We start from the raw sequence: 23,165 nt of genomic DNA, 5'->3' as shown, positions 1-23,165 counted from the left end.
CGTCCAAAACTTTAGTCCGTCACCACCTCCAAATGAAAATCAGACATCGGCCGTAGCGCATCAGGTCGTGCTCTGGTCTGCGAGTGTCTGGGTGAAGGCGGCGGCGTGGTCGGCGACCCATTCGGCGTAGCTGCGGGGTGCGCGGCCTAGTACTCGGCGGACATCGTCGGTGAGTATGGCGTTGCCTCCGGCACGGACATAGGCCTGGCCCGCCAGCGCCCCGTCGGCGAATTCCGGGGACATGCCGGACGAGATCATGTGCTCGCGCGCAACGTCTTCCGGCACATCGACCACGTCCAGCGGGTGACCGAGGACCGTCGCCAGTGTGGTGACCTGATCCGCGCAGGTGAGCAGTGCGGGGCCGGTGAGGGTGTAGATGCGCCCGGAGTGGTCGGGTGTCACCAACGCCTCGACGGCAACCGCGGCGATGTCGCGCGGATCGATGACGCCCTGGCTGCCGGTCCCGGTGAGATTCGGCACGGGCTGGCTGGATCGGATGGCATCGGCCCAGCTCAGCGTGTTGGAGGCAAAGCTCGACGGTCGCAGGATGGTCCATTCGAGGCCACTTTGGCTGACCGCCTGCTCGCCGGGCATATGCCAGGTGCCGACGCGGCCGACTTCCGGGTCGCCGGTGCCGATGGCGGAAAGTTTGACAATCCGGCGGACGCCCACGTCGCGAGCCGTGCGGACCAACGCGCGATCGGTTTCGGCGTCGTCGGGGCCGAGGACGCCGACGAGGAAGGCCGCGTCGGCACCGGTCATCGCGGCGGCGATCGAGTCGAGGTCGTGGTAACCGCCCCGGATCACCTCGACCTCGGCGGGCACCCGTGTCCGCTCCGGATTCCGCGTCATCGCGCGGACCCGCACATCGCGGGCGACCAACTGACGGACGATTTCACTGCCGATGGTGCCCGTGGCACCGGTGATGACGATCATGGGGAGAGCGTGCCGCCGGTGTCACCCGGTTCGATAGGAAATTTCGGCACGGCTTCGGCCCCGGTATCCGGCGGTGCGCTGCTTACAGTGGATCGGGTGACCATGCAGGTAGACCTGATCGAATCCGCGGTGCCCGCACCGGAGTCGCTGCGTCCGTGGATCACCGAGCTGGGACGCTTCCCCGCCGTCACCGATGCGTCCCTGCCGTTCACGCATGTGCCGTACGCCGAGACCACGATCGTGTTACGCGCCGCCGATCGCCCCGAAGCATTCGTGCTCGGCCCGCGGACTCGCGCCTCCTACTCCAAATCCGATAAACCCGCTGGCTGCGCCCGCCTGCGCTTGGCGCCCGGCACCACGCGCCAACTGCTCGGCGTCGCCGCCGCCGACCTCGCCGATCGTGTCGTCCGCCTCGCCGACGTCCCCGGTGTCGCCGCCGAATTGGCGAACGAACTCGCAACGCTCCCAACGGAAGAGGTACTGCCTTTCCTGGAAGAGGTCCTCCCGCAACGCATCTCCGAAGACGCGACCCGACGCATGCACCGCGAACTGCTCCGCGATGCGGTGGCCGCGATGTCCGCGACGCCAACGGTCCACGAACTCGCCACTGGCCTCGCCGTCAGCGAACGCCAACTACGCAACTTGTTCACCAGCGGAATCGGCATCTCGCCGAAGCATTTCGCCCGGATCGGGCGCGTCCGCCGGATACTCGTCGATGCGAGCGATGTGGCGATGCCATTGGCCCACGTCGCAGCCGTCCACGGCTACTACGACCAATCCCACATGGCGGCGGACTTCAAAGCTCTGATGGGTGTGTCACCGGCCAAGTTCTTCCAGGGACAGGTGCCGGCGCCAACGCCGTGCAAGTCAGCTCAGTGAGTTTGCCGCTGTGCGCGACGGCGGGCCATCTCTTCCCGCTCGAGAACGGCGGCCTCGGCAAGGGTGGGCGCGCTGCCGCCGAGGCGGACCGGAACCCATGGCGCGCCCTCGGGCATCGGGTAGCCGGTTTGCGCCTGCACGAGCAATTCGCCCATCCGCGTACGGATTTCGGCGGTCAGGTCGTCGGTCGATTCGGCGGGCGGGATCGGATCGCCGATGCGGATATTGATCGGAAACCGATGGCGGCCGAGTTGTTTCGGGAAACCTTTGGTCCAGATTCGGTGCGCGCCCCAGATGACGATGGGAATGACCGGCACGTCCGCGTCGATCGCCATGCGCGCGGCACCGGATTTGAATTCCTTGAGTTCGAAGCTGCGGCTGATCGTCGCTTCTGGATAGACCACGACCAGTTCGCCTTCCCGCAACGCCTCGACGGCGCGTCGATATGAGGCCGCTCCGGCCTCGCGATCGACCCCGATTGCCTTGCAGTGCTTCATGAGAAAGCCGACGATGCCGTGCTCGAGTTCGGCCTTCATCATGTAACGGACATTGCGCCGCGACTTGCGCCCGACCAGCCCGACCTGCATGAAGTCCAGATAGGCGGTGTGATTCACGGCGAGTACGGCACCACCGGTGCGCGGGATCCGGTCCTGGCCGGTGATGTCGACGCGCAGACCCTGCACGGCGAACAGCGTGCGAACCAAACCGGTGAGAATGTCATAGACCGGTTCCCGCGACATAGCTTCCCCTACAACGAATCCTTGGGCGCCTGGCGCGCCGCCTTCTCCTCGGCTTCGGCGGCATCCATGGCATCGGCCTCTTCGAGGGTAGGCGCACTGCCGCCCAAACGTGCCGGTACCCAGTACGCACCTGGTTCGTGCACATAGTTCTGCTGTAGATCCAGCAGCATGGCCTGCATGGTGCTGCGGAGTTGGGCGGTGAGATCCGCGGCGGGCTCATAGGGCTGGATCGGAGCGCCGACGGCAATGGAGATCGGAGTGTTGGTGCGGCCCAGACGCTTCGGGAAGCCCTTGGTCCACACGCGCTGGGCGCCCCAGATGACGATCGGGATGATCGGCACGTCCGCCTCGATCGCCATGCGCGCGGCACCGGATTTGAATTCCTTGATCTCGAAGCTGCGGCTGATCGTCGCCTCGGGATAGACGCCGACCAACTCACCCTTGCGGAGGTATTCGACCGCCGCCAGATACGACTCGGCCCCTGCGGACCGATCGACCGGAATGTGCTTGAGCGCCCGCATGATCGGGCCGGAGATGGTGTTGTCGAACACCTCCTTTTTGGCCATGAAGCGGATGTACCGCTTGGGAGTGCGCACCGGCAGACCCGCGTAGGTGAAGTCCATATAGCCGGTGTGGTTCACCGCGAGAACGGCACCACCGCGCACCGGAATTTGTTCAGCACCCTTGACGCTGAACTTCAAACCTTCGACGAAGAAGACGGTACGGGCGAGCCCGATTATCGTCCGGTAGACGGGTTCCACAATTCCGCTAGCGTAGTCGCTGACTTTCTCATCCGGCAGAGCCGCCGCGACTGCGCGCCTCTGACCCATCGCTCAACGTCTACGAAAGAGGACCCTCGAAGTGGAACGCGCCCGCCCGATACCGCGTGAACGCGACTGGAAGGACCCGCGCGAACGCGACCGGAGAGGGCTGGTGGCCATCATGGGTGGTCTGGCGATGACCGGCGCCATCCTGCTTTCCGGCTGCGATTCCGTATCCGGCATTCCCGGCGATGAGCCCAAGCAAGCGTCGGCGCCGACCACCACCACATCGTCCGCCGCGATACCGACCACACCCACCAAGGTCTTGGCGGAGGCATACACGGTGCCGGTCGGTGAGGTTCCCGGCCTGTCCGGCGCGGCGGATGTCGCGGCCCGCTTCGGCGCTGTCTTGGCGGGCTCGACGCCCGCCGAATTGCGATCCAAATGCTGGATGCTGGCACCGGGCAATGTGGCCGATATGGCCAGCGAGCAGAAGGCGATCCTCAACGCACTGGCACGGCCCGCGACCACCACACCGAAAACCGTCACCTGGCAGAACGCGGGAACGACGGTCACCTTCGATCGAGAAGGAGTGATGGCGGCCACGAAGAATTCGTCCCAGATCGTCTGCCCATGGGTAGCGCAGGACGGCGCCGAAGCCGGACCCGATGAGGCCGATGCCAGGCATACCGTGCGGCGCTATCTGGCCCGCTTCGTCGGCACCCCGCTCGATGCATCGGATAAAGAGGGCACATACCCGCTGGTCTGCAAGGCGAGTTCGGAGAACTGGGATCCCAACGGAACCGACAGTCCGACAGCTCCGCCACTGGCCAACAATCCGGGCAGACTGACCGGAACCACCAAATTCACTGATCAGGAGATCGGCTCGGAGCGGCTGCGGGCGGGTTACGTCACAGTTCAGGTTCCGGTCACGAACTCCTCGGGTGTGACGCAGACGCGCACCTTCACCCTCACCGAGGGCACCGAGGGCTACTGCATCGGCGACGTCTCACCCTAACCACTACCCTAGATGGCTGGTAACGGTCAGGAGGAGCAGCTCGTGCAGATCACCAGCGTCGGACACGCCGGATTCCACATCCGCACCGCGGCCGGATCGATCCTTTGCGATCCCTGGGTCAATCCCGCGTATTTCGGTTCGTGGTTCCCGTTTCCGGACAACACCCAGTTGGACTGGGACGAGCTAGGCGATTGCGATTTCCTGTACGTCTCGCATCTGCACCGCGACCACTTCGACGCGGCGCATCTGGCGCAGCACGTCAATAAGGACGCGACCGTGCTGCTGCCGGACTATCCGGTGCCGGATCTGAAGCGGGAACTGGAGAAGCTCGGCTTCCACAAGTTCTTCGAAACCGAGGACTCGGTCAAACATCGGGTGAGCGGACCCGGCGGCGAGATCGACATCATGATCATCGCGCTGCGCGCACCCGCCGACGGTCCGATCGGTGACTCCGGGCTGGTCGTCTCCGACGGCGAGACCACCTGTTTCAATATGAACGATGCCCGCCCGGTGGATATGGATGTGCTGCACGACGCATTCGGGCAGATCGATATCCATCTGCTGCAGTACTCGGGCGCGATCTGGTATCCGATGGTCTACGACATTCCGGCACGGACCAAGTCGAATTTCGGCAAGCAGAAACGTCAGCGCGGAATGGACCGGGCACGCAGCTATATCGAGCAGGTCGGCGCCACCTGGGTGGTGCCGTCCGCCGGTCCGCCGGTATTCCTCGACGACGAGTTGCGCTACCTCAATGACGATCGCCGAGGCGAGCGAAGCGACGGGGGATTAGACGCAGGCGAGCGAAGCGACGGGGGATTCGACGCAGACGAGGGCAATATCTTCCCGGATCAGATCGTGTTCCTGGAACAAATGAAAATCCACGGCAACGAGGGCGGAATCCTGATGATTCCGGGTTCGGTCGCCGATGTGCGCGGTGCGGAATTGTCGCTGACGCATCCGTTCGAGCCGGGCCTGATCTATGACAACAAGGCCGAATACATCGAGCTGATGGCGCAGCGGCTTGCGCCGGTGCTGGCGGTCGAGAAGGCTTCGTGGGCAACGGGTGACGAGTCGCTGCTGGAGCCGCTGCGGGAGCTGTTCGAGCCGATCATGAAGCAGAGCGAGTTGATCTGCGACGGGATCGGCTACCCGGTCGGACTGGTTATCGGTGCCGAAACCGTGGTGCTGGACTTCCCCATGCGCGCGGTACGCGAGCCGATCGCGGGTGAAGGCAAGTACCGTTACGGCTTCCGGATCGCGCCGGAGCTGGTGCGCACCGTGCTGCGCGACAATGAGCCGGACTGGGTGAATACCATCTTTTTGTCCACTCGATTCCAGGCCTGGCGCATCGGCGGCTACAACGAATTCCTGTACACCTTCTTCAAATGCCTTACCGATGAGCGGATCGCCTACGCGGACGGTTGGTTCGCCGAGGCGCACGACGATTCCTCCTCAACCGAATTGGCCGGCTGGGAAGTCCAGCGCCGCTGCCCACACCTGAAGGCGGATCTGTCGAAATTCGGCGTCGTCGACGGTAATACCCTCACCTGCAATTTGCACGGGTGGCAGTGGGATCTGGAATCCGGGCGGTGCAAAACCTCCAAGGGGCATGAACTGCGCTCGCGCAAACTCGTCTGATCCGGGGGCTTCTGCCGGCTCTCGATCGTTTCTGAAATTCGAGGCAATTCGGCCGCTCACGTGCTGGTGGCGACCCACCGTGCGCTCCTAGAATCAGGAGCGTCGGGGAATAGCAACGAGTTCGACGATCGACGGGTCGATCCGCGCGACGACTCGCCGGAAGAAGGCACCATGATCACGAACAAAGCGCGCGGCAACACCACGCGCCGACTACTTGCAGAATTCGCACTGATCGGAGCGGCGATGGCGGTTCCGATGACGGCAGCGGCGGCTCCCGCCACGGTAATGCCGACGCCTGAACCCGGTGTAGTACAGACCGATTACAACGGCAGCTTCGGCGACGGCAGCTTCGGCTCCGGCAACGGCTGGGACAGCTACGACAACCAGTGGACCGACTCAGCCAAGCCGTGGCACGGCAACCCATGGCATGGCAACCCGTGGCATGGCAACCCGTGGCACGGCAACCCTTGGCACGGCAACCCTTGGCACGGCTTCGGCAACTGGGGGTGGTTCCTTCCGGGCTGGTTCGGCAGCAGCTAACCCAACGAATCCGAGCACCGCGAGCTAGGGCTCTCGGCGTTGTCGACCTACGGTCACCTCGCTGGGCTCCATATCCGGTCACATGTAGTCGAGCGAGGCCGCAAACCCACAACTGCGACAACCGAACTGACCGTTGTGCCGACAGATCGGCGCCGAATACACGATGGGCCTGCCGGAACTGAAGTTTCGGTGGGTCAGGTTCGTGAGTGGGTGGCGATTATGACGGCGATGAAGGTCAGGGTGCAGCCGAGTGCGGCGGTTGGGGAAAGGCCGGCGCGGGTTGGGGTGAGCAGGTCCAGGGCGATCGAGGCGAGGAGTTGGCCTGCTACCGAGGTCAGGCCGAGCAGCAGGACACCGATCCAGCGGACAGTGATGGCAGCCAGGGCAATGAAGGCGACGCCGATTAGTCCGCCCAGGTAGAGCCATGGCTCGCTGGGGAATTCGGTCGGCCAGCCGGTGCCGACCAGGATGCCGGCCTCGATCGCGAACAGCGCCGCGGTGCCGATGCCGAAGTTCACCAAGGCGGCGGAGAACGGGCCGCCGACCGCGCCTACGCGACCGTTGACCGCCTGCTGCCAAGCCAGTCCGATTCCGGCCAGCGCGGGCAGGAGGATCAGCACCGCGGTGGGGCCGGTGCGCAGCCATTCGGGCACGGCCGCGGAACCGACCGGTGCGCCGGACCGTCCGGCCGCGGCGACACCCACCGCGGCCATGGCCAGCGCCGCGCCGCCGACACGCGAAACCGTGACCGGAGTGCGGCCGTTCGGCGCCAGCCCGAGCCGGTCCACCACCAGACTGCTCAGCAGTTGGCCGCCGACCGTGGCGATGGTGAAGGCCGTGACGCCGATCGCGGCAACAGTAAGTCCCTGGCACGCAACGAAGAACGCACCACAGAGCCCACCCAACAACTGAACCGGCCGCAGCTCACCACTGGCCACCGCCCGCCGCACCCGCACCAACCCGCCCCGCAACCGCCGACTGATCGCGAATGCGATCAGCAACACCACCAGACCAAGGCCGAAACTGATACAGGCAGCCGCGATCCCATCCTGCAACCGCACCCCCAACGCCCCATTGATCCGGCCCTGCACCGCCACCCCGCCCCCGATGCAGAACCCGAAGGCCAACCCCACCTTCGCCCGCGCCACCATCCCCGCACCGTACCGCCATCCACGCAACCCCCGACCGAGCCACAACACACCCGCCCAGATCTCACCTCCCGCCACGTCACTCCCCGGGTACCTCACCTCCCGGCTACCTCACCTCACCCTTGCCACCCTCGCCTCCCAGCACCCTCACCCCGGGCAACCCTCATCTCGCGTCGCCCTCACCCCGGGCCCTCGAACGCACCTCACGTTCAGAAATCCACCGAGCGCCCGCCACGCACCACATCGGCCCGAGTCGAAATTACATACGGTCGTATGTATGCTTTGTTTGCCGGGTCGCCACGAATCCGGCATTCGTAACGATCAGAGGACGCTCACCATCGGCGCTGTTCACGCTGATCGAATGTTTCGCCCCGGTGTTGGGCGCGCATTTCAACCCGGTGGTCACCACTATTCCGCGCGCAGGAGCCCCCGCAAGGTCTCGCGCCGCTTCGTGAGACGGTCGACCTCGTCGTCGATTGCTCGCACTTCGTGACGAAGGATGCTGTCGACCTCTGCGCACAACTCGATGCTGGGTTGGTCGCCATGTATGCAGGGCAGCAGTGATCGGATCGATTCGGTGGTCAGGCCGGCCTCGAGTAGGAGCCGGATTCTGCGGACCACATCAACAGCTTCGTCGCTGTAGTCGCGGTAGCCGTTGGAACGCCGGGTCGAGTCCAGCAGGCCCTGCTGTTCGTAGTAGCGCAGCAGTCGAGGCGAGACGTCTGTCCGTTCCGACAGTTCACCGATCTGCATCGTCTCACTCCTAGCGCCAATGTCGGCTTGACCTTGGCATTGATGTCAGAGTTTACGTTCGGGAGCATGACTACTCAGTATCTGACTCTGCTAGATGACGCACCCGCCGGCCCGGAACTGCTTTCCGGGACAGCGTTCGCCGGGTTCGCGCACTTCACGGCGATGCAAGTCCGCGACGGCGGAGTTCGTGGCCTCGACCTTCACCTTGATCGGCTGGCATCGGCCTCACGCAAACTCTTCGACGCCCAGATACCGAACGAGCAGGTACGCGACTACATCCGGACTGCATTGTCGACATCGCCGCCGGATCTGTCACTGACCGTGACGGTCTTCGATTCGAACGGCGAGTTCACCAACGACGATCGCCCGTCGTTGCACGCGCTGATACGAACCGCTCCCCCCTCGGAGGGACCAACCGGGCCGTTGTCGTTGGCGGTCTTCGAGCATGAGCGATTTATGCCCGACATCAAACACGTGGGCGAGGGTGCCAAGACCTTCTTCATGCGGCGTGCACGCGCCGCGGGGTTCGACGACGCCGCGTTCATAGACCGACACGGCAACCTCAGCGAGGGATCCATTTGGAATATGGCGTTCTTCGACGGCGACACCGTAGTCTGGCCTGAATCCGACATTCTCACAGGCACAACTATGGCCATTGTGCAGCGTCAACTCACCACCATGAGTGTTCCGCAAGAAACCCGCAGCATCACCCTGTCCCTGGCAGGCCGAATGGATGCCGCAGTGGTAATGAACTCCTGGACACCGGCAATAGCCGTCCACCGCATCGCCGACACAGCGCTGCCGGTACGGCCCGACCTTGTTCGCGTTCTCCACGACGCATACGCGGCCGAACCGCTTGCGCGCCCGCATGAGCGCCAGAGTGCGGAATAAAGGCAAGCAGCGAACAGGAATGTGAAATCGGGCGGTGCTCGATCCCCCGCGACACGCTGATCGAGCGCTGCACCGATCAATTCCCGCTGACCGCAACCCATCTCATCGAATCGACGCGCTGACGAACGAGCGATGATGCTACGCCCCATATCGCTGCGGTGTCAGCGGACTGCTACCTACCGATCGGACGCACGGCGCGGTAGCGAGGAAGGAATCAGCAGGGCGATCGCAAGCATTGCTGCGCCGAGCAGCGCGACCGTTGTCGACATCGACAGCCACCGGGTGGCGATTGCGGCGAAACCGAATACCGCCAGCGCGACAACTTCCGCCGCCAGTCCGGACACCGACGTGACCGTCGCACGCGCGGGACCTTCGATCGCGTCCTGCAACCGAGCCCCCGCAACGACACTGGCGTTGTAGACGATGCCGTAGGAAGCGCCGATCGCCGTAAACCCCACGCCCGCAAGCACATACACCGCGCCAGGCCAGCGGACGGCGAGACCCGCGACCAGCGCGCCGCCGATGAACAGCACACCACCCAGACCCATCGCGATCGCCATCGCGCGCGCCGTCATTCCCTCGGTGCGCCCGGCCGATACCGAACCCACCAGCGAACCGACAACGGTGATACCGACCAGCACCGGCACCACCGCCGTCGCCACCCCCACCTCCGCGGCAAGCAATGCGAAGTACTCGTCGAAGGCCGTGATCCCGAACAGCAACGCCCCGAGTGCCACGCCATTGCGCACGGCACGCACCCGAATCGCCTCACCCAGACCGGTTCGGAGCATGTTCAGATATGTCGCGAACGGCCGTGCGTCCGTCGATATCGGAGCAGACATATCGGCAATGTCCGCCACCGCGCGTTCACCGGTACGGCGAGGATGCGATCCTCGTGCACTCTCGGATCGAATGCCACCATCCACAGCAGGGGCCGCGCTCGACTCCCGAGATATCTCGACCGAGCCAGCCGAATCATCGTCGTCTTCCAGATCCTCGACCGCCGCGGCCGACACCGCCTTCAGCGCGCTCGGCAGGGAGAGACCGACCAGGGTGTGCACCGCCGCGAACGCCACGCTGCACCAGCCGAGCAACGGATAGCCGCCCCAGATATACAACGGTGTCGCGGCGAGAATGGCGATCACGATCGCGACTTCCGATGCCGCCCTGGCATATCCGATGATGCGCGGATACGCCGGCTGCGCGTTCCGGGCCACGAGTTCGTCGTAGAGCAATGCCTCGAATGTCCCCGATACCAGCGCGCCCGAGATACCCCACAGCACAAAGCCGACCGCGAAACCCAGGTAGGTCGGCAGCACAGTCCAGCACGCGAAACCGGCGGTCAGCAGCACACCGCTCATGACGAGCAGCCCGCGCCGTGACACCGTATCGGCCCAGGCACCCGATGGCACCTCGAGCAGGAACGCGGTCGCCGACCACATCGCCAACAGCGACGAGATCTGCCCGGTGCTCAATCCATGATCGGCGAACAACACCGTGTACAGCGCATACAGCGGAATCAGATCACCGATGCCCTTGAAGAGCACCGCACGCACCGTGAGCGCGCGCACACCGATCCCGGCGGTCAGTGATCTATCGAGTCAATGGGCGTAGATAAGCAAACGCATACCGTCAGCCTGACGACCTGCCCCCGAACCCGTCAAGCGGTTTCCGCTTCGGCCGTGCTCAGCCGAGTGGCAACCACCCGTTGGCGGTATGCAGATCATCGTCTCCGAGTTCCCGATCACTGACCCCAGGGCCGACTCGCCCCTGATGCTCGTTCAAATCGGTGATCAGTTCCGAAACCGGGTGCGAATCGCTGTAGTGGTAGCCCTGGGCCAGTGCGAAACCGAGTTCGGTCAGCACCGCGGCCTGGTATTCGGTCTCCACGCCCTCGGCGATCACCTGCAGGTCCAGCGCACTGCTCAGTGCCGCGATCACGCCGAGCAGCGGCGGCGCGGGCGAGTCCGAACGGATCGCGGCGACGAAGGACTGGTCGACCTTGATGATGTCGCTGGGCAGGGTGGCGAGCCGGCTCAGCGACGAGTAGCCGGTGCCGAAGTCGTCGATCGCGATGCGCACCCCGCGCTCGCGCAGGATGTGCAGATTGCCAATGGCTGTTTGGGATTCGGCCGCCAGCTCGCTCTCGGTCACCTCGAGCACCAGTTGGTCGGCGGGCCATCCGGTGCTGGCCAGGATACTGGCGACGCGGTCGGCATAACCGGCCTCGGCCAGTTCCAGGCCGCTGACATTCACGTTCAGCGTCAGGTCGAGTTGCGCGAAGGTCTCCTGCAACCGGGCCGCGTCGGCACAGGCCCGGCGCAACACCAGCTCGTCCAGATCGGCGATCAGGTCGTATTCCTCGGCAACCCGGATCAGCCCCTCGGTGGTGACATCCGGCTGCGCACTCGACGACCAGCGCAGCAGCGCCTCGACACCCACCGCCTTGCCGCCGCCCTCGGTCAGGCTGACGATCGGCTGGTAGTGCACATCGAGCGCGCCGCGGTCGATGGCCTCGCGCAACTCGACCGCCAGCGGCAACTGTCGCGACGACTCCAGCACCGTCCGGTTGCGCCCCGCCTGCTTGGCCCGGTACAGACCGACATCGGCCCGACTTACCAGCAACGAACCCGACTCACCCTGCTGCCATGAGGTGACACCGGCCGAACATCCGGTGGTCACCGATGCCCGCAACTGCTCGGTCAGCAGAATCGCGGCCTGCTCGGTGGTATTCGGCAACAGCAGCGCGAAGGCGTCACCGCCGTAGCGGGCCAGTCGCTGATCGGGTGCGAGCAATTTCGACCAGGTGTCGGCGACCCGTTGCAGGACTGCATCGCCCGCGCGCTGGCCGAGGTGATCGTTGATCTTGCGGAAGCGGTCGAGGTCGACCAGCACCAGCGCCAATCCCTGACCGTTGCGGGCGGCGGTTTCGATCGCGCCGTTCAATGCCCGGTCGAAACCACGCCGGTTGAGCAGGCCGGTCAGTACATCGATATCGGCCTCGGAGGCCATTCGGGTCAGAATGCCGACCACCACACCGACTCCGAAGGTCACCCCCGCCGGAATCAACCCGGACCACCACGGCAATGCGGGATGCACCGGCCGCGCCGGCATCACCCACAGGCACATGGCCATCGCGAAGGCGATATGGGCGAATGCCTGTGGCCATGCGAAGAACAATGCCGCATCACAGGCCACGAAGACATAGAAGGAGGCGATACCGATCGCGCCGACGGTATTCGGAAACGCGTATAGCGCGATGGTCACCAATACCGTCGCGATCGCGACATAACCATGATGAATCCCATGCGGCAACTGCGGACCCCAGCCGAGCAGGCTGAGTCCGAGCAGCAGCGCCACCGCGGCGGCGATACCCACCAGCGTTCGATTACCTTCGCTGCCCGAGGCAACTGCCGTGATCAGCAGCCCGAGCGCGCCCCCCATGACATAGAAGGCCCCGGTGGTCCGGGACATGACCATTGCTGTCGCCAACGCAGACGCGGCCCGCACCCGCGTTCGGGTATCGCCGCGAGACCCGATTTCTCGCACGGGGAATAGCCTAGACATAACGATTACCCGCAGTTGTCACATCCCGCGAATCCGGCATGGCGAACCTCTAGCTATTTACCTGTAGGCAATGTAGGCCGGGCCATTTCGTTGTCCTATCGCGATGGTGTAAGCACCTCGGTGCCGACGAACGGCACCAGCGCGGCGGGCACCCGCACCGAACCGTCGGCCTGCTGATGATTCTCCAGAATCGCCACAATCCAGCGGGTGGTCGCGAGCGTACCGTTCAAAGTGGCTGCGATCTGCGGCTTTCCGTTCTCGTCGCGATACCGCACGGCGAGGCGGCGGGCCTGGAAAGTGGTGCAGTTCGAGGTCGAGGTGAGCTCGCGGTAGGTCTGCTGGGTGGGCACCCATGCCTCGCAGTCGAATTTGCGGGCGGCCGAACTGCCGAGATCGCCCGCGGCGACATCGATGATCCGATAAGGCACCTCGATAGCCGCGAGCATGTCCTGCTCCCAGGCGAGGAGGCGCTTGTGTTCGGCCGCGGCCTCCTCGGGTGTGGTGAACACGAACATTTCGACCTTGTCGAATTGGTGTACCCGAATGATGCCGCGGGTGTCCTTGCCGTAGCTGCCCGCTTCGCGCCGGAAACACGACGACCAGCCCGCATAGCGCTTCGGGCCGGCGCTCAGGTCCAGGATCTCGTCCGAGTGGTAGCCCGCCAGCGGCACCTCCGAGGTGCCGACCAGATACAGCTCGTCCTCCTCGAGGTGGTAGACCTCGGCGCTGTGCTGGCCGAGGAATCCGGTACCGGCCATGATCTCCGGACGCACCAACACCGGCGGAATCATCATGGTGAACCCATTGGCCACCGCCCGCTGCGCGGCGAGTTGCAACAGACCGAGCTGCAGCAACGCGCCGTAACCGGTCATGAAGTAGAAGCGCGCGCCCGAAACCTTCGCGCCGCGCTCCATATCGAAGAGACCGAGCGATTCGCCGAGCTCCACATGGTCCTTGGGCTCGAAGTCGAATTCCCTTGGCATGCCGATGGTCTCGAGCACGATGTAGTCGTCCTCGCCGCCCGCGGGGGCACCCTCCTGGACCACATTCGAGATGGCACGATGCGCGGCGTCCATATCGGCGTCGGCGGCGTGCTGCGCGGCCTCGGCCTCCTTGACCTTCGCCGACATCTCCTGCGCCTGTTCCAACAGGACGGACCGTTCCTCCGGGGTCGCCCTGCCGATCCGCTTGCCCATCGCCTTGTGCTCGGCGCGCAGGTTATCGGCGGTGGCCACCGCCGCACGGCGCGCCGCGTCCGCCTCGAGCAGGGCGTCGACGAGGGCGGGGTCTTCGCCGCGGGCACGCTGCGAGGCGCGAACCGCGTCGGGGTTGTCCCGCAGGAATCGGAGGTCGATCATGGGTGACCAGCCTAATGGTCGCGATATTCCGGTTTCACGCCGATATCCCAGCATGCGGACTGTGCGCCGATGCACGCGCGCATAGTTGGCTTATGGGCACAACTTTCGACGAAACCGCTATTGACGATCTTGTCGCCGGTTGAAAACGTGGGCGCATACCCCGCGGCGGCGACGATGCGAAGTTCTCGACGATATCCACGCGCGTACCGGCCGCTTCTCCCACGAATGGGTGCGGGCCGCGCACAAGGGTCTGGATCCGGACTCGCCGCTGGTCGGTGCGGAGTGGATGTCGGGTCCGATGACGTTGCTGCAGGCCACCGCCGCACTGTCGGCCACACTCTCGGCGCTGGAGCAGGGCGCGGTCCGCTCGACGGCGTCGAACTCGTTGCGCGGATGACGCGCCTCGCATGGGTTCGACCGGGGCGCTTCGGATCGATTCAGCGAGGTCGTGGCACCAGCGATCGGACGCTGACATGATGGGTCGCGATGTCTGCTGAAGATGTGACCATGGACCCGCACGAATCCGAGTCGCCCTCGGGCGAGTCGTCGCGCGCGGAATCGTTCCCGCGGTCGGTGATCATCGACCGCGATGTCGTCGCCGACGGCAAGCTGCATCTGTCCGCGCCGAAGCTGCGCTGGGTACTACTCGCCGCGGCGGCCGGCGCCGTCATCATCTCGTTGGTCGGCCTGTTCATCACCGGCTACGACAACAACAAGGGTCTCGAGGCGCACAATCCGGCTTCGCCCGGACAGACCGCTTTGGACAAGGAGTTCGGCACCGCGGCCAAGGGCGATTGCCTCAGCTGGAGCAAACAGGACCGCGGCGATCTGGTGAAGGTCGCCTGCTCCAGCAAGCATCTGTTCGAGGTCGCGGCCGATATCGATATGTCCAAATACCCCGGCGTGGAATTCGGTCCCGGCTCACGCTTTCCGGACTCGTTGCGTCTGACCGAACTCAAGGAAGAGCACTGCACTCCCGCGGTCGAGGAGTATCTGAACGGCAAGTTCGATCCGCGCGGCCGGTACGTTGTCGGCCTGATGTACCCGAGTCCGGACGGGTGGAAGCACGGCGACCGAACACTGCGCTGCGGACTCCAGTTCTCCGGCAGCACCGGCACCCCGCTGCCGACCAACGGCGCTGCCGCCGAACACGATCAGTCCAAGGTCTTCGACCCCGGCACCTGCCTCGGCATCAATCAGAATCTGCCTACCGATCCGGTGGATTGCGCGCAGGCGCACGCTGTCGAGATCGTGTCCACCGTCGACCTCGGCCCGCACTTTTCCGGCGCCCCGCCCGCAAAAGACGACCAGGACAAGTTGATGGAGGACGAGTGCGCGCGCGCGACCAACGACTACCTCGGCGCACCCGACGCGGTGCGCAATAAGACGCTGACGCTGTTCTTCGACTATCTCGACGCGCGTAGCTGGCTGGCGGGCAGCCGCAAATTGGACTGCATGATCGGCAAGGGCACCGACCGTGAGGGTTTCGCGCCGATCACCGGAACGGCCAAGGGCGACATCCTGATCAACGGCCAGGCTCCGGTGCCGCCGCCGAACTCCGGACGCTCGACGCCCGCCCCGCTGCCCGGCGCCGCGCCGCTGCCACCGCAGCCGCAACCGCGCTGATGGCGGTGACCATGTCCGCGGATCGGTTCGAGGAACTGGTCGGCGATGCGCTCGATCTCATTCCGCCGGAATTGACCCGTGCCATCGACAATGTGGTCGTGCTGATCGAACCGCGCAATCCGGAGGATCCACATCTGCTCGGGCTGTATCACGGAATCGCGTTGACCGAGCGCGACAGTCACTACGGCGGTTCCCTACCCGATACCGTAACCATCTATCGCGAGGCGATTCTCGACATCTGCGGCGATGAGCGCGAGGTCGTCGAGGAGGTCGCGATCACTGTGATCCATGAGATTGCACACTATTTCGGCATTGACGAAGACCGGTTGCATGAGCTGGGATGGGGCTAGTCTTATCCACGCTGTCATCGTGCTCGACTCGACGAGCATGAAACCAGCACGGATGACCGGAAGAAATTGGGGGATTCGATGGAACCGATCGCGTTGCCGTCGCGTCCTATCACTCGAAGGGGGAATTCTCGTGGTTCCGCCCCACAGCCACTAGAAGGAGTCGAGTCATGGTTGGACATGTACTGATCTCGCCCGAGGCCGTTCTCGCCGCAGCGGCCGAACTCGATCTGGTCGCCGAGCGGCTGTCCGCGGCGTCCGTGATCACCGCGCCGGCGACGCACGTGATTCCGTCCGGTACCGAAGAGGTGTCGCTCGTGGCCGCCAGCCACTTCAACCAGGGCGCGACTACCCACGATCATGCCGTCGCCCAGGGCGTTCTGGAGCTGCACCATGCTGCCCAGACACTGCGAATGCAGCTGGCTCAGCACATCGCCGGCGACGTCGTGCGCGCCGCCGGAGTCAACGCCATTCAGGTGTAGCCCGCACCGCCGTCCTCAACCACAATTCAGACATTCAGGGGAGTTACAAGCATGGTTGCAGGAGTAACCGGGGTCCTGTGGATCGCCCGGCCATCCGAAATCAACTCGGCCACACTTCATGCGGGCGCACACGCGGTCCCGATTTCGGCCGCCGCTACCGCTTGGGGCGGACTCACCGCCGCCTGGGTGGACGCGACGACCACCGTTGCACGCGTCATGGCCGAAATCGGCGTCGGCATGCAGGGCGTCAACGGTCTCGCCGCGCTCGGCAAACTGAACGGATTCCTCGGCTGGTCCGAACAGCAGGGCGTACAGGCGGCGGCGATGGGCGGCAAGGCCGCAGCGAACGTCATCGCTTACGGCGTTGCCGCGCTTGCCATGCCGAGCCCGCCCGAAATCGCGGCCGTCAATACCGCGTTGGTCGCCGCGGCGAACCCGCCCGGCGCGCTCAGCGGCGCCTATGAGGCCGCCGAGGTCGCCAGGCACGCGATGGATATCCGCGCGGCCATGGTGATGGATACCTATGAGGCGGCGACCTCGGCGATGGTGGCGACACCCGCCGAGTTCATGCCGCCGCCGCCGATCGCCGCGGGCGCGGGCCAGGCCGATCCGAACGGGACCACCGATGCCGCGTTCGAAGCACCCACCGACCCGATCTCGACGGCGGTCGCCGCCGTGCAGGCTTTCGTGTCCAACCCGGGTGTGGCCAGTGCCGCCACGCAGGCCGCGCAGGCAGTGGGGTCGGTTGTAAGCACCGGTGTGTCGACGGTCGGCAGTGTGGCGAGCAATGCGGTCGCCACGGTGACAAGCGCGCCGATGTCGACCATGGCTCCGATGGCGATGGGTGGCGCGATGGGTGGCGCGATGGCCGCGGCGGGCAGTACTGCCACGACCCGTGCGGTCTCGTTCTCTGGCACCTCGGCCGGTGTGGGTAACGTCCAGCTCAAACTGCCGGAGGGCTGGGGTGCGGGCAGCGTGATCGGCGGCAACACCGCGACAGCGGTATCCGAGACAGTCGCATCTGTCGACGCCACACCGGCCCGGTCGATCGGTAACAGCGCGGGCAACCCGCTGCTGGGGAACCAAGCCCGCGACGACGAGGACGACAAGGACGAGCACGACAGCAAGGTGGACCTGCGGTCCGATCACTTCGCTGATGGCCGCTACGCCGCCGATGGCGTGATCGGTGCCCACGCCGGGACGGTTGAGTGACCGTCCTCGGTAGCAGCGGTGGGCCGTCCGCACTCGAGGCGGTTGTGCTGTCGCTCGACGAGGTCCAGTTTCTCCGCGAGAAGCTGGACCTCGATGACCTTCCGGTTGTGCTGAACGCATACGCCCGCTTCGATAGCGTGCCCGCGCATCAGGCGGCCATGGGCACCGCGGCCGAGTCGCTCGAACAACGAGACCTGCTGATCGACGGCGGGGTTCAGCCCGACTTGGAGGACCGACTCCGGGTGCTGAACCGACCGCACTGGATCGTCGCCATGCGACTGATCGTCGATGGTTACGTGAGTCGTTTCTGTCTGGCGAAGGGCGATGACCTCTCGGTCGTCGCCCTTCGCGGGCAGGACTCTTATGTGATCGACGAAGTGGGAATTGACCTGGCCGGCACCGTGATAGCGGCGCTCGGCACCGCCAAGCCACTCGAGCTCTACGGCATGAACGCACCGACCGAGGAGCTTGCCACGATCTTCGAGGACATCGGCGATACCACTGCCACCGCCGACCGACTCGCAAAGGTCGGCAACCCCGCGCAGGACGCGCAGACCCTCGCCTCGGCCGTGGTCGAAATCCATTCGCATGCTCAGATCACCGCCGTGCTGTACGGGGACGGCACCCGCGACATTGTCGACAACCACATCGCTGTGTTCAACACCCGCAACGGGCGGTTCATCTCGACGGCGAGCGTGGCCGACGACGGCACCAAGTGGTCGTCGCTGGCCAGCGGTACTCCGGCCCGCCTACGCGCCGCTGTGGAGGATCTGATCCATTCCTTGCCGGAGCGGGAAGAGTTTCCGAGGCATCCGACATTGTCCGGATGATCCGGCGGGACATACTGTGCCCCAAGGGAATTCAGCCCATGGGGTCGTCGGCAGTCGGGGATACCTTGTAGGTGAAGGGTGGGGTGAAGCGGCCCCAGCGGATGCATTCCCAGCCGCCGACGGGGCGCGGGACGAGTTCGATGGTCTCGGTGTTGTCGAGGTGGTTGTTCGTGGTGAACGGCGGTGCCACGCCGCTCAGGTTGCGGGATACCAGGCGCATGGCGGCACCGTGGTTGACCACCAGGATGTCGCCGTCGCTGCCGTCGGTCAGGTATTTGGTGCGCAGATCCTCGATGACCGGCAGGAAGCGGGCCAGCACGTCGTATCCGGATTCGCCGCCGGGGACGCGCTCGGCGAGGTCACCTTCGTGCCACGCGCGGTAGATCCGCTGGAAACACGAATGGGCTGCCTCGGAGTTCAGGCCTTCCAGTTCGCCGACCTGAACTTCGTGGATGTTATCGAGCACCTCGACCGGTACGCCGGTCGCCGCCTCGACATATCCGGCGGTCTGTCGGGCCCGCAGCGCGGCCGAGCAGAACAACGCCTTCGGCGGCCGCAGCAGACTCGAGCCGAATGTTTTCGCTTGGGCCGCACCACGTTCGGTGAGCGGTAGACCCGGGATACGAGTATCCAGGATCTTGGCGACGTTGCCTTCGGTCTCGCCGTGACGGACGAGTATCAATCTGCCGGTCATAGGTCGGCCTCCCCCTTACGCAACTGGGTCAGCCACTCGGCGGCCGGTTCATCCGGCGGCGGCGGAGTTCCGGTAGCCGAGGTCGCGGGCCAGGAGCCGAGGAAACGGATCCGCGCCGTGCGATGCAGTGCCTTGAGTGCCTCGGCGACCGCCGTGTCGTCGATATGCCCGACGCAGTCGAGGTAGAAGCGGTAGGTGCCCAAACCGGTTCGGGTGGGCCGGGATTCGATTCTGGTGAGATCGATACCGCGCGTGGCGAATTCGGCGAACGCACGCATGAGAGAACCCGGTTCGTTGGGCAGTTCGAGCACGATCGAGGTGCGATCCGCACCGGTTGCGGGCGGCGCGACGCGCGGGCGGGTTACCAGCACGAAGCGGGTGACCGCCTGGTCGTGGTCGGCGACACCCGACGCCAGCGCCGTCAGACCGAGGCGTTCACCGGCCAGCGTGGTAGAGACCGCGGCATCCGCGCGACCGGCCAGGACATCCTCGGCGGAAGCCGCATTCGAGGCCGACATGTACAGCTCGACATCCGGCAGCGTGCGCGATACCCACAGCCGCACCTGCGCCCCGGCGACCGGATAGGCGGCCAAGGTACGAACATCCGCGAGTTCCGTCCCCGGCTTCGCCAGAATCGCGAAACTCACCTCGAGCTCGGTTTCCGCGATGATCTGCAACCGCGGACCGATGGCCAGCGAATCCAGGGTCGCCGAAATGGAGCCCTCGACCGAACTTTCGATCGGCACGACGGCACCCTCGACATCACCGGACCGAATCAGGTCCAGGGCCGCACCTTGACTGGGCGCGGCAATCCGCTCGACCGATCCGTCGAAGGCTTGCGAGGACTCGAGTTTGGCGAGGGCCATCTCGGTAAAGGTTCCGGACGGCCCGAAGTACGCGATTCGCGGCACGGTTACGACATTACTTGCGTGCGCGGAGGATGCTCAGAGTTCCAGCTAGATCGTCCGGCGCATCGGTTTCGATCGCCAGCAACACACTGCGCGCCGCCTCGACCGCAGGCGGCTTCAATGAGGTCAGGAACGCGATATCGGGCCGGGCCAGCGCCGCCCGAACATCCTCACCGCACAACGCCGCAACCGTTCCCGCAACGATAGCCAGTGCTCGCTCCCCATCGGACGTACGCGCAATGAAGCCGCCATCGGAGTGTGCGAGCTCAACCAGAAAATCGGCGACCTCCCGATCGGTCACATCCGCGTCGAGCACCCGAACGCCCGCCGCCCCAGTTCCTACCGCCCGAACCAGCCCCTCGTCCAAACTCCGCCGCGCCGCCGATGGCGCCGCCAACGAAAGCAACACCGGCTCTCCCGCGACCTCATGCGCCGCCTGCACGCCATCTGCCATACCCCCACCGTAGCCACGCCCGTCCACCACCCACTTCCCTAACCCACCTGTGCACCCCTCCGCCCGCGCACACGCATCCACCTACTCCCGCCGGTCCGCCAAGTGTCCGCCTACCTGCGAAGCGCGCTGCGTTGCAACCGCAGTTGTTCTGCCTGCCAGTCGGTGCTACGACCGCCACCATCGTGTCCTTCATGAGACCGCCGAGTGGTGGCCGGGACGTGCGCCGGTGACGTGCTGGCGTCGGGAGGTGGGTCGAAAGTTGAGGATCGTCGGGGAGCGGTTGCGGAAAGCGAGGGCGTCACTTAGCTTAGGTTTACCTAATTTCACCGCTCGTACTGGAGGTCTGCATGTTGAAGCCGACTGTCGCACCGTCTACCGCCGAGCGGGTTCGGAGTGCGTGTGCCCATGCGGAGCAGGCGGTATTGGCGATGCCGGGGATCGATCCGACGCCGATTTCGGTGCACCACGTGCGGCAGTGCGGGGATGCGGTGATCGCAGTGCCTACCGCGTCGATCGCGGCGGTATTGGCCGGTAGTTCCGGTGCGAGTGGTGCGCCCGCGGTGCTGGAGCTCACCGATCATGCGCCGCTGCCGCTGCGGGAACCGGTGCGGGCGCTGGTGTGGCTGCGCGGATGGGTGCGGGCGGTGCCGGCGCAGGCGCTGCGGGCGCTGGCCACCGAGGTCGCCGCGGACCATCCGCATCCCGACCTGCTCGATGTCGGCCACAGCTCGACCCTGTTACGCGTGCTGATCAACTCCGCGGTGGTGGCCGACTCGACCGGCGCCGAATCCGTCTGCGTCGACGAACTCCGACTGGCTCAGCCAGATCCGTTCTGCGCACTGGAATCCGCCTGGCTGCAGCATATGAACGCCGACCACGCCGACGTCATTGCCCAACTCGCCCGCCACCTCCCGCCGCGCCTGCAGACCGGCGCCGTACACCCACTGGCCATCGACCGCTACGGGGTGACCCTGCGCATCGAAGGCCACGACGGTGACCACGACTTCCGCCTCCCCTTCAATTCCCCTGCCGATGACATCGAATCCCTCAGCCGCGCCGTCCGCACCCTCGCGGGCTGCCCCTTCCTGAACGGACTCCGCCGCATCTGATTCGAACCGCGGACACCCAGCCCGCGTCGAAAGCCGGGGGCCGGCCACAAACGGTCAGAGCGCCGCCGCATTCCTGCGTTCGGTTGCCTTCTTCGACGGTGCTGCAGCTACCAACTCCTCGGCACTGGTCCGCACGGCATTGTCGATCTCGACCAGCGCCACCTCGCTGGTCGATACGGTGTCCAACTCGGAATCGCTGACGCTGCTCGGCAACTCCCCCATCGCGGGCCGGGTTTCGGGCACCATGCTTACCAAGGTCGCCGAGGCGGCGGAGAAGTACGGCTAGCGACCGGAACCGAATAGACGGCGATGTGGGCTCCGCCTCGAACCGTTGATCAGCAGGACGCGACACGCACAGTACCCGCCGGGTCGGCGTGGGCAATAGATTCGGACGCATGCGTGCTGAGACCGGTCCCGGGTGGGACGAGCCCGAGCTGACCGATCGGGAGCGGCTGGGGATTCGGCTCGAAATCCTGGTCGTGCTGGTGGTGACATTCGGGCTGAGCGGGTTGAATGCGGCGCTGTCGTTGCTCCAGAGCGCGCTGTCGCCGGGCGGGGTGGGCGGGCAGACCGTCGCACTGAATCCGACGCGGGCAGCGCAATCCACTATCGACCTGTTGTTTCAGCTGCTCAGCGCGTTGCGGCTGGTCGGATGGGCGGCGCTCGGGCTGTATCTGTTGTGGCGCAGCGGGATCGGGCCGCGGTTGATCGGATTGGCCAGGGTCCGTTGGCGTTCGGATGTGCTGCCGGGACTGATCCTCGCGGCGGTCATCGGGCTGCCTGGGCTCGGGCTGTACTTGACCGCGCATGCGCTGGGATTCAGCGTGACGATCGTGCCGAGTTCCCTCCATGACCATTGGTGGCGGTTGCCCGCACTCATCCTGTCCGCGTGTGCGAATGCGGCGGCCGAGGAAATCCTGGTAGTGGCCTATCTCATAACCCGACTGCGCAGGCTCGGCTGGTCGGAGAACCGGTCGCTGCTGGCCTCGGCACTGCTGCGCGGGAGCTATCACCTGTATCAGGGCCTGGGCGGTGGGCTCGGCAATCTGGTCATGGGGGTGATTTTCGGCCGGTTCTGGCAGCGCACCAACCGACTCTGGCCGCTGGTGCTGGCCCACGCGACGATCGATGCGGTCGCCTATATCGGCTATACATTGCTACGCGGTCACGTTTCGTGGTTGCCGTAACCCCGGGGGTCCGCAGGGCGAATGTATTGACAAGCGCTCACCCGAGCGCACCAACTTCGGGCCGTTCGTCAAGCCCCCTGACGG

The 23,165-nt window shown here is 65.3% G+C and carries 25 protein-coding genes; 13 read left to right on the top strand and 12 right to left on the bottom strand.

Annotated elements, in window-relative coordinates; translation table 11 throughout:
• Positions 1-60: 60 nt before the first annotated feature.
• Positions 61-936 carry an NAD(P)H-binding protein gene (locus AB0J29_RS07760; protein WP_364780973.1) on the bottom strand — a complete coding sequence of 292 codons (876 nt, stop codon included), beginning with the start codon at positions 934-936 and terminating at the stop codon, positions 61-63.
• A gap of 102 nt (positions 937-1,038) precedes the next feature.
• On the opposite strand from AB0J29_RS07760, the gene AB0J29_RS07755 reads away from it, so the two are divergent.
• Positions 1,039-1,815, top strand: coding sequence for a helix-turn-helix domain-containing protein (locus tag AB0J29_RS07755; protein ID WP_364781207.1), 777 nt, complete (start codon positions 1,039-1,041; stop codon positions 1,813-1,815).
• On the opposite strand, the gene AB0J29_RS07750 is transcribed toward AB0J29_RS07755, so the two are convergent.
• Positions 1,809-2,555: a lysophospholipid acyltransferase family protein gene (locus tag AB0J29_RS07750; RefSeq protein ID WP_364780970.1), complete on the bottom strand. Its 747-nt coding sequence runs from the start codon at positions 2,553-2,555 to the stop codon at positions 1,809-1,811. The genes AB0J29_RS07755 and AB0J29_RS07750 overlap by 7 nt on opposite strands.
• Before the next feature lie 8 nt (positions 2,556-2,563).
• Positions 2,564-3,316 carry a lysophospholipid acyltransferase family protein gene (locus AB0J29_RS07745; protein WP_364781204.1) on the bottom strand — a complete coding sequence of 251 codons (753 nt, stop codon included), beginning with the start codon at positions 3,314-3,316 and terminating at the stop codon, positions 2,564-2,566.
• 100 nt (positions 3,317-3,416) lie between these two features.
• Here AB0J29_RS07745 and AB0J29_RS07740 point away from each other — a divergent pair, with 100 nt between their 5' ends.
• From AB0J29_RS07740 to AB0J29_RS07730, 3 genes are read left to right on the top strand one after another with little or no spacing between them, the layout of a single operon-like run.
• The gene (locus AB0J29_RS07740) at positions 3,417-4,334 is read left to right on the top strand and encodes a hypothetical protein (protein ID WP_364780967.1); all 918 of its coding nucleotides are present in this window, start codon (positions 3,417-3,419) and stop codon (positions 4,332-4,334) included.
• Positions 4,335-4,376: 42 nt separating this feature from the next.
• Positions 4,377-5,975: a Rieske 2Fe-2S domain-containing protein gene (locus tag AB0J29_RS07735; protein WP_364781201.1), complete on the top strand. Its 1,599-nt coding sequence runs from the start codon at positions 4,377-4,379 to the stop codon at positions 5,973-5,975.
• A 60-nt stretch (positions 5,976-6,035) separates the two neighbouring features.
• Positions 6,036-6,515 carry a hypothetical protein gene (locus AB0J29_RS07730; protein WP_364780964.1) on the top strand — a complete coding sequence of 160 codons (480 nt, stop codon included), beginning with the start codon at positions 6,036-6,038 and terminating at the stop codon, positions 6,513-6,515.
• Positions 6,516-6,709: 194 nt separating this feature from the next.
• Here the strand turns inward: AB0J29_RS07730 and AB0J29_RS07725 are convergent, their stop codons facing one another.
• Both AB0J29_RS07725 and AB0J29_RS07720 read right to left on the bottom strand, forming a co-directional pair.
• On the bottom strand, positions 6,710-7,741 hold the full coding sequence (locus AB0J29_RS07725; RefSeq protein WP_364780962.1) for a DMT family transporter: 1,032 nt from the start codon (positions 7,739-7,741) through the stop codon (positions 6,710-6,712).
• A 330-nt stretch (positions 7,742-8,071) separates the two neighbouring features.
• Complete coding sequence (locus AB0J29_RS07720) at positions 8,072-8,416, bottom strand: MerR family transcriptional regulator (RefSeq protein ID WP_364780959.1); 345 nt, start codon at positions 8,414-8,416, stop codon at positions 8,072-8,074.
• Positions 8,417-8,443: 27 nt separating this feature from the next.
• Here AB0J29_RS07720 and AB0J29_RS07715 point away from each other — a divergent pair, with 27 nt between their 5' ends.
• Complete coding sequence (locus AB0J29_RS07715; RefSeq protein ID WP_364780956.1) at positions 8,444-9,307, top strand: aminotransferase class IV family protein; 864 nt, start codon at positions 8,444-8,446, stop codon at positions 9,305-9,307.
• A gap of 176 nt (positions 9,308-9,483) precedes the next feature.
• Here AB0J29_RS07715 and AB0J29_RS07710 read toward each other — a convergent pair whose 3' ends face one another.
• The 3 genes from AB0J29_RS07710 to serS all read right to left on the bottom strand — a co-directional run bounded on the left by AB0J29_RS07710 (position 9,484) and on the right by serS (position 14,232).
• Positions 9,484-10,878 (bottom strand): MFS transporter, encoded by a 1,395-nt coding sequence (locus AB0J29_RS07710; RefSeq protein WP_364780953.1) that lies wholly within the window; start codon positions 10,876-10,878, stop codon positions 9,484-9,486.
• Positions 10,879-10,993: 115 nt separating this feature from the next.
• Positions 10,994-12,856 (bottom strand): bifunctional diguanylate cyclase/phosphodiesterase, encoded by a 1,863-nt coding sequence (locus tag AB0J29_RS07705; protein ID WP_364780950.1) that lies wholly within the window; start codon positions 12,854-12,856, stop codon positions 10,994-10,996.
• A 113-nt stretch (positions 12,857-12,969) separates the two neighbouring features.
• Positions 12,970-14,232: a serine--tRNA ligase gene (gene serS / locus AB0J29_RS07700; RefSeq protein ID WP_364780947.1), complete on the bottom strand. Its 1,263-nt coding sequence runs from the start codon at positions 14,230-14,232 to the stop codon at positions 12,970-12,972.
• Between the two features lie 139 nt (positions 14,233-14,371).
• Between serS and AB0J29_RS07695 the strand changes: the two genes are divergently transcribed.
• The 6 genes from AB0J29_RS07695 (at position 14,372) to AB0J29_RS07670 (ending at position 18,729) form a co-directional block, all read left to right on the top strand.
• Positions 14,372-14,629, top strand: coding sequence for a hypothetical protein (locus tag AB0J29_RS07695; RefSeq protein WP_364780944.1), 258 nt, complete (start codon positions 14,372-14,374; stop codon positions 14,627-14,629).
• An 89-nt stretch (positions 14,630-14,718) separates the two neighbouring features.
• Positions 14,719-15,858: a septum formation family protein gene (locus tag AB0J29_RS07690; protein ID WP_364780941.1), complete on the top strand. Its 1,140-nt coding sequence runs from the start codon at positions 14,719-14,721 to the stop codon at positions 15,856-15,858.
• Positions 15,858-16,208 (top strand): metallopeptidase family protein, encoded by a 351-nt coding sequence (locus AB0J29_RS07685; RefSeq protein WP_364780938.1) that lies wholly within the window; start codon positions 15,858-15,860, stop codon positions 16,206-16,208. Before AB0J29_RS07690 ends, AB0J29_RS07685 begins: the two co-directional genes overlap by 1 nt.
• 167 nt (positions 16,209-16,375) lie before the next feature.
• The gene (locus AB0J29_RS07680) at positions 16,376-16,687 is read left to right on the top strand and encodes a PE family protein (RefSeq protein ID WP_364780930.1); all 312 of its coding nucleotides are present in this window, start codon (positions 16,376-16,378) and stop codon (positions 16,685-16,687) included.
• Between the two features lie 51 nt (positions 16,688-16,738).
• On the top strand, positions 16,739-17,899 hold the full coding sequence (locus AB0J29_RS07675; protein ID WP_364780926.1) for a PPE domain-containing protein: 1,161 nt from the start codon (positions 16,739-16,741) through the stop codon (positions 17,897-17,899).
• On the top strand, positions 17,896-18,729 hold the full coding sequence (locus AB0J29_RS07670; protein WP_364780923.1) for an ESX secretion-associated protein EspG: 834 nt from the start codon (positions 17,896-17,898) through the stop codon (positions 18,727-18,729). The genes AB0J29_RS07675 and AB0J29_RS07670 overlap by 4 nt, the downstream gene beginning before the upstream one ends.
• A 31-nt stretch (positions 18,730-18,760) precedes the next feature.
• On the opposite strand, the gene AB0J29_RS07665 is transcribed toward AB0J29_RS07670, so the two are convergent.
• From AB0J29_RS07665 to AB0J29_RS07655, 3 genes are read right to left on the bottom strand one after another with little or no spacing between them, the layout of a single operon-like run.
• Positions 18,761-19,423: a histidine phosphatase family protein gene (locus AB0J29_RS07665; protein ID WP_364780920.1), complete on the bottom strand. Its 663-nt coding sequence runs from the start codon at positions 19,421-19,423 to the stop codon at positions 18,761-18,763.
• Positions 19,420-20,334, bottom strand: coding sequence for a prephenate dehydratase (gene pheA / locus AB0J29_RS07660; RefSeq protein WP_364780917.1), 915 nt, complete (start codon positions 20,332-20,334; stop codon positions 19,420-19,422). The genes AB0J29_RS07665 and pheA overlap by 4 nt, the downstream gene beginning before the upstream one ends.
• Before the next feature lie 10 nt (positions 20,335-20,344).
• Positions 20,345-20,785, bottom strand: coding sequence for a hypothetical protein (locus tag AB0J29_RS07655; RefSeq protein ID WP_364780914.1), 441 nt, complete (start codon positions 20,783-20,785; stop codon positions 20,345-20,347).
• 347 nt (positions 20,786-21,132) lie between these two features.
• Here AB0J29_RS07655 and AB0J29_RS07650 point away from each other — a divergent pair, with 347 nt between their 5' ends.
• The gene (locus tag AB0J29_RS07650) at positions 21,133-21,894 is read left to right on the top strand and encodes a DUF2470 domain-containing protein (RefSeq protein ID WP_364780911.1); all 762 of its coding nucleotides are present in this window, start codon (positions 21,133-21,135) and stop codon (positions 21,892-21,894) included.
• Positions 21,895-21,948: 54 nt separating this feature from the next.
• Here the strand turns inward: AB0J29_RS07650 and AB0J29_RS07645 are convergent, their stop codons facing one another.
• Positions 21,949-22,080, bottom strand: a complete 132-nt coding sequence (locus AB0J29_RS07645; RefSeq protein ID WP_364780908.1) for a hypothetical protein — start codon at positions 22,078-22,080, stop codon at positions 21,949-21,951.
• Positions 22,081-22,289: 209 nt separating this feature from the next.
• Between AB0J29_RS07645 and AB0J29_RS07640 the strand changes: the two genes are divergently transcribed.
• Entirely contained in the window at positions 22,290-23,081 is a 792-nt protein-coding gene (locus tag AB0J29_RS07640) for a CPBP family intramembrane glutamic endopeptidase (RefSeq protein WP_364780905.1), read from the top strand.
• The last annotated feature ends 84 nt before the right edge of the window (positions 23,082-23,165 follow it).

This window comes from Nocardia sp. NPDC049707 (assembly GCF_040674855.1).
Classification (GTDB): domain Bacteria; phylum Actinomycetota; class Actinomycetes; order Mycobacteriales; family Mycobacteriaceae; genus Nocardia.
The sequence above is the reverse complement of the archived record's forward strand: the minus strand, read 5'-3'. Positions and strand labels throughout refer to the sequence as shown.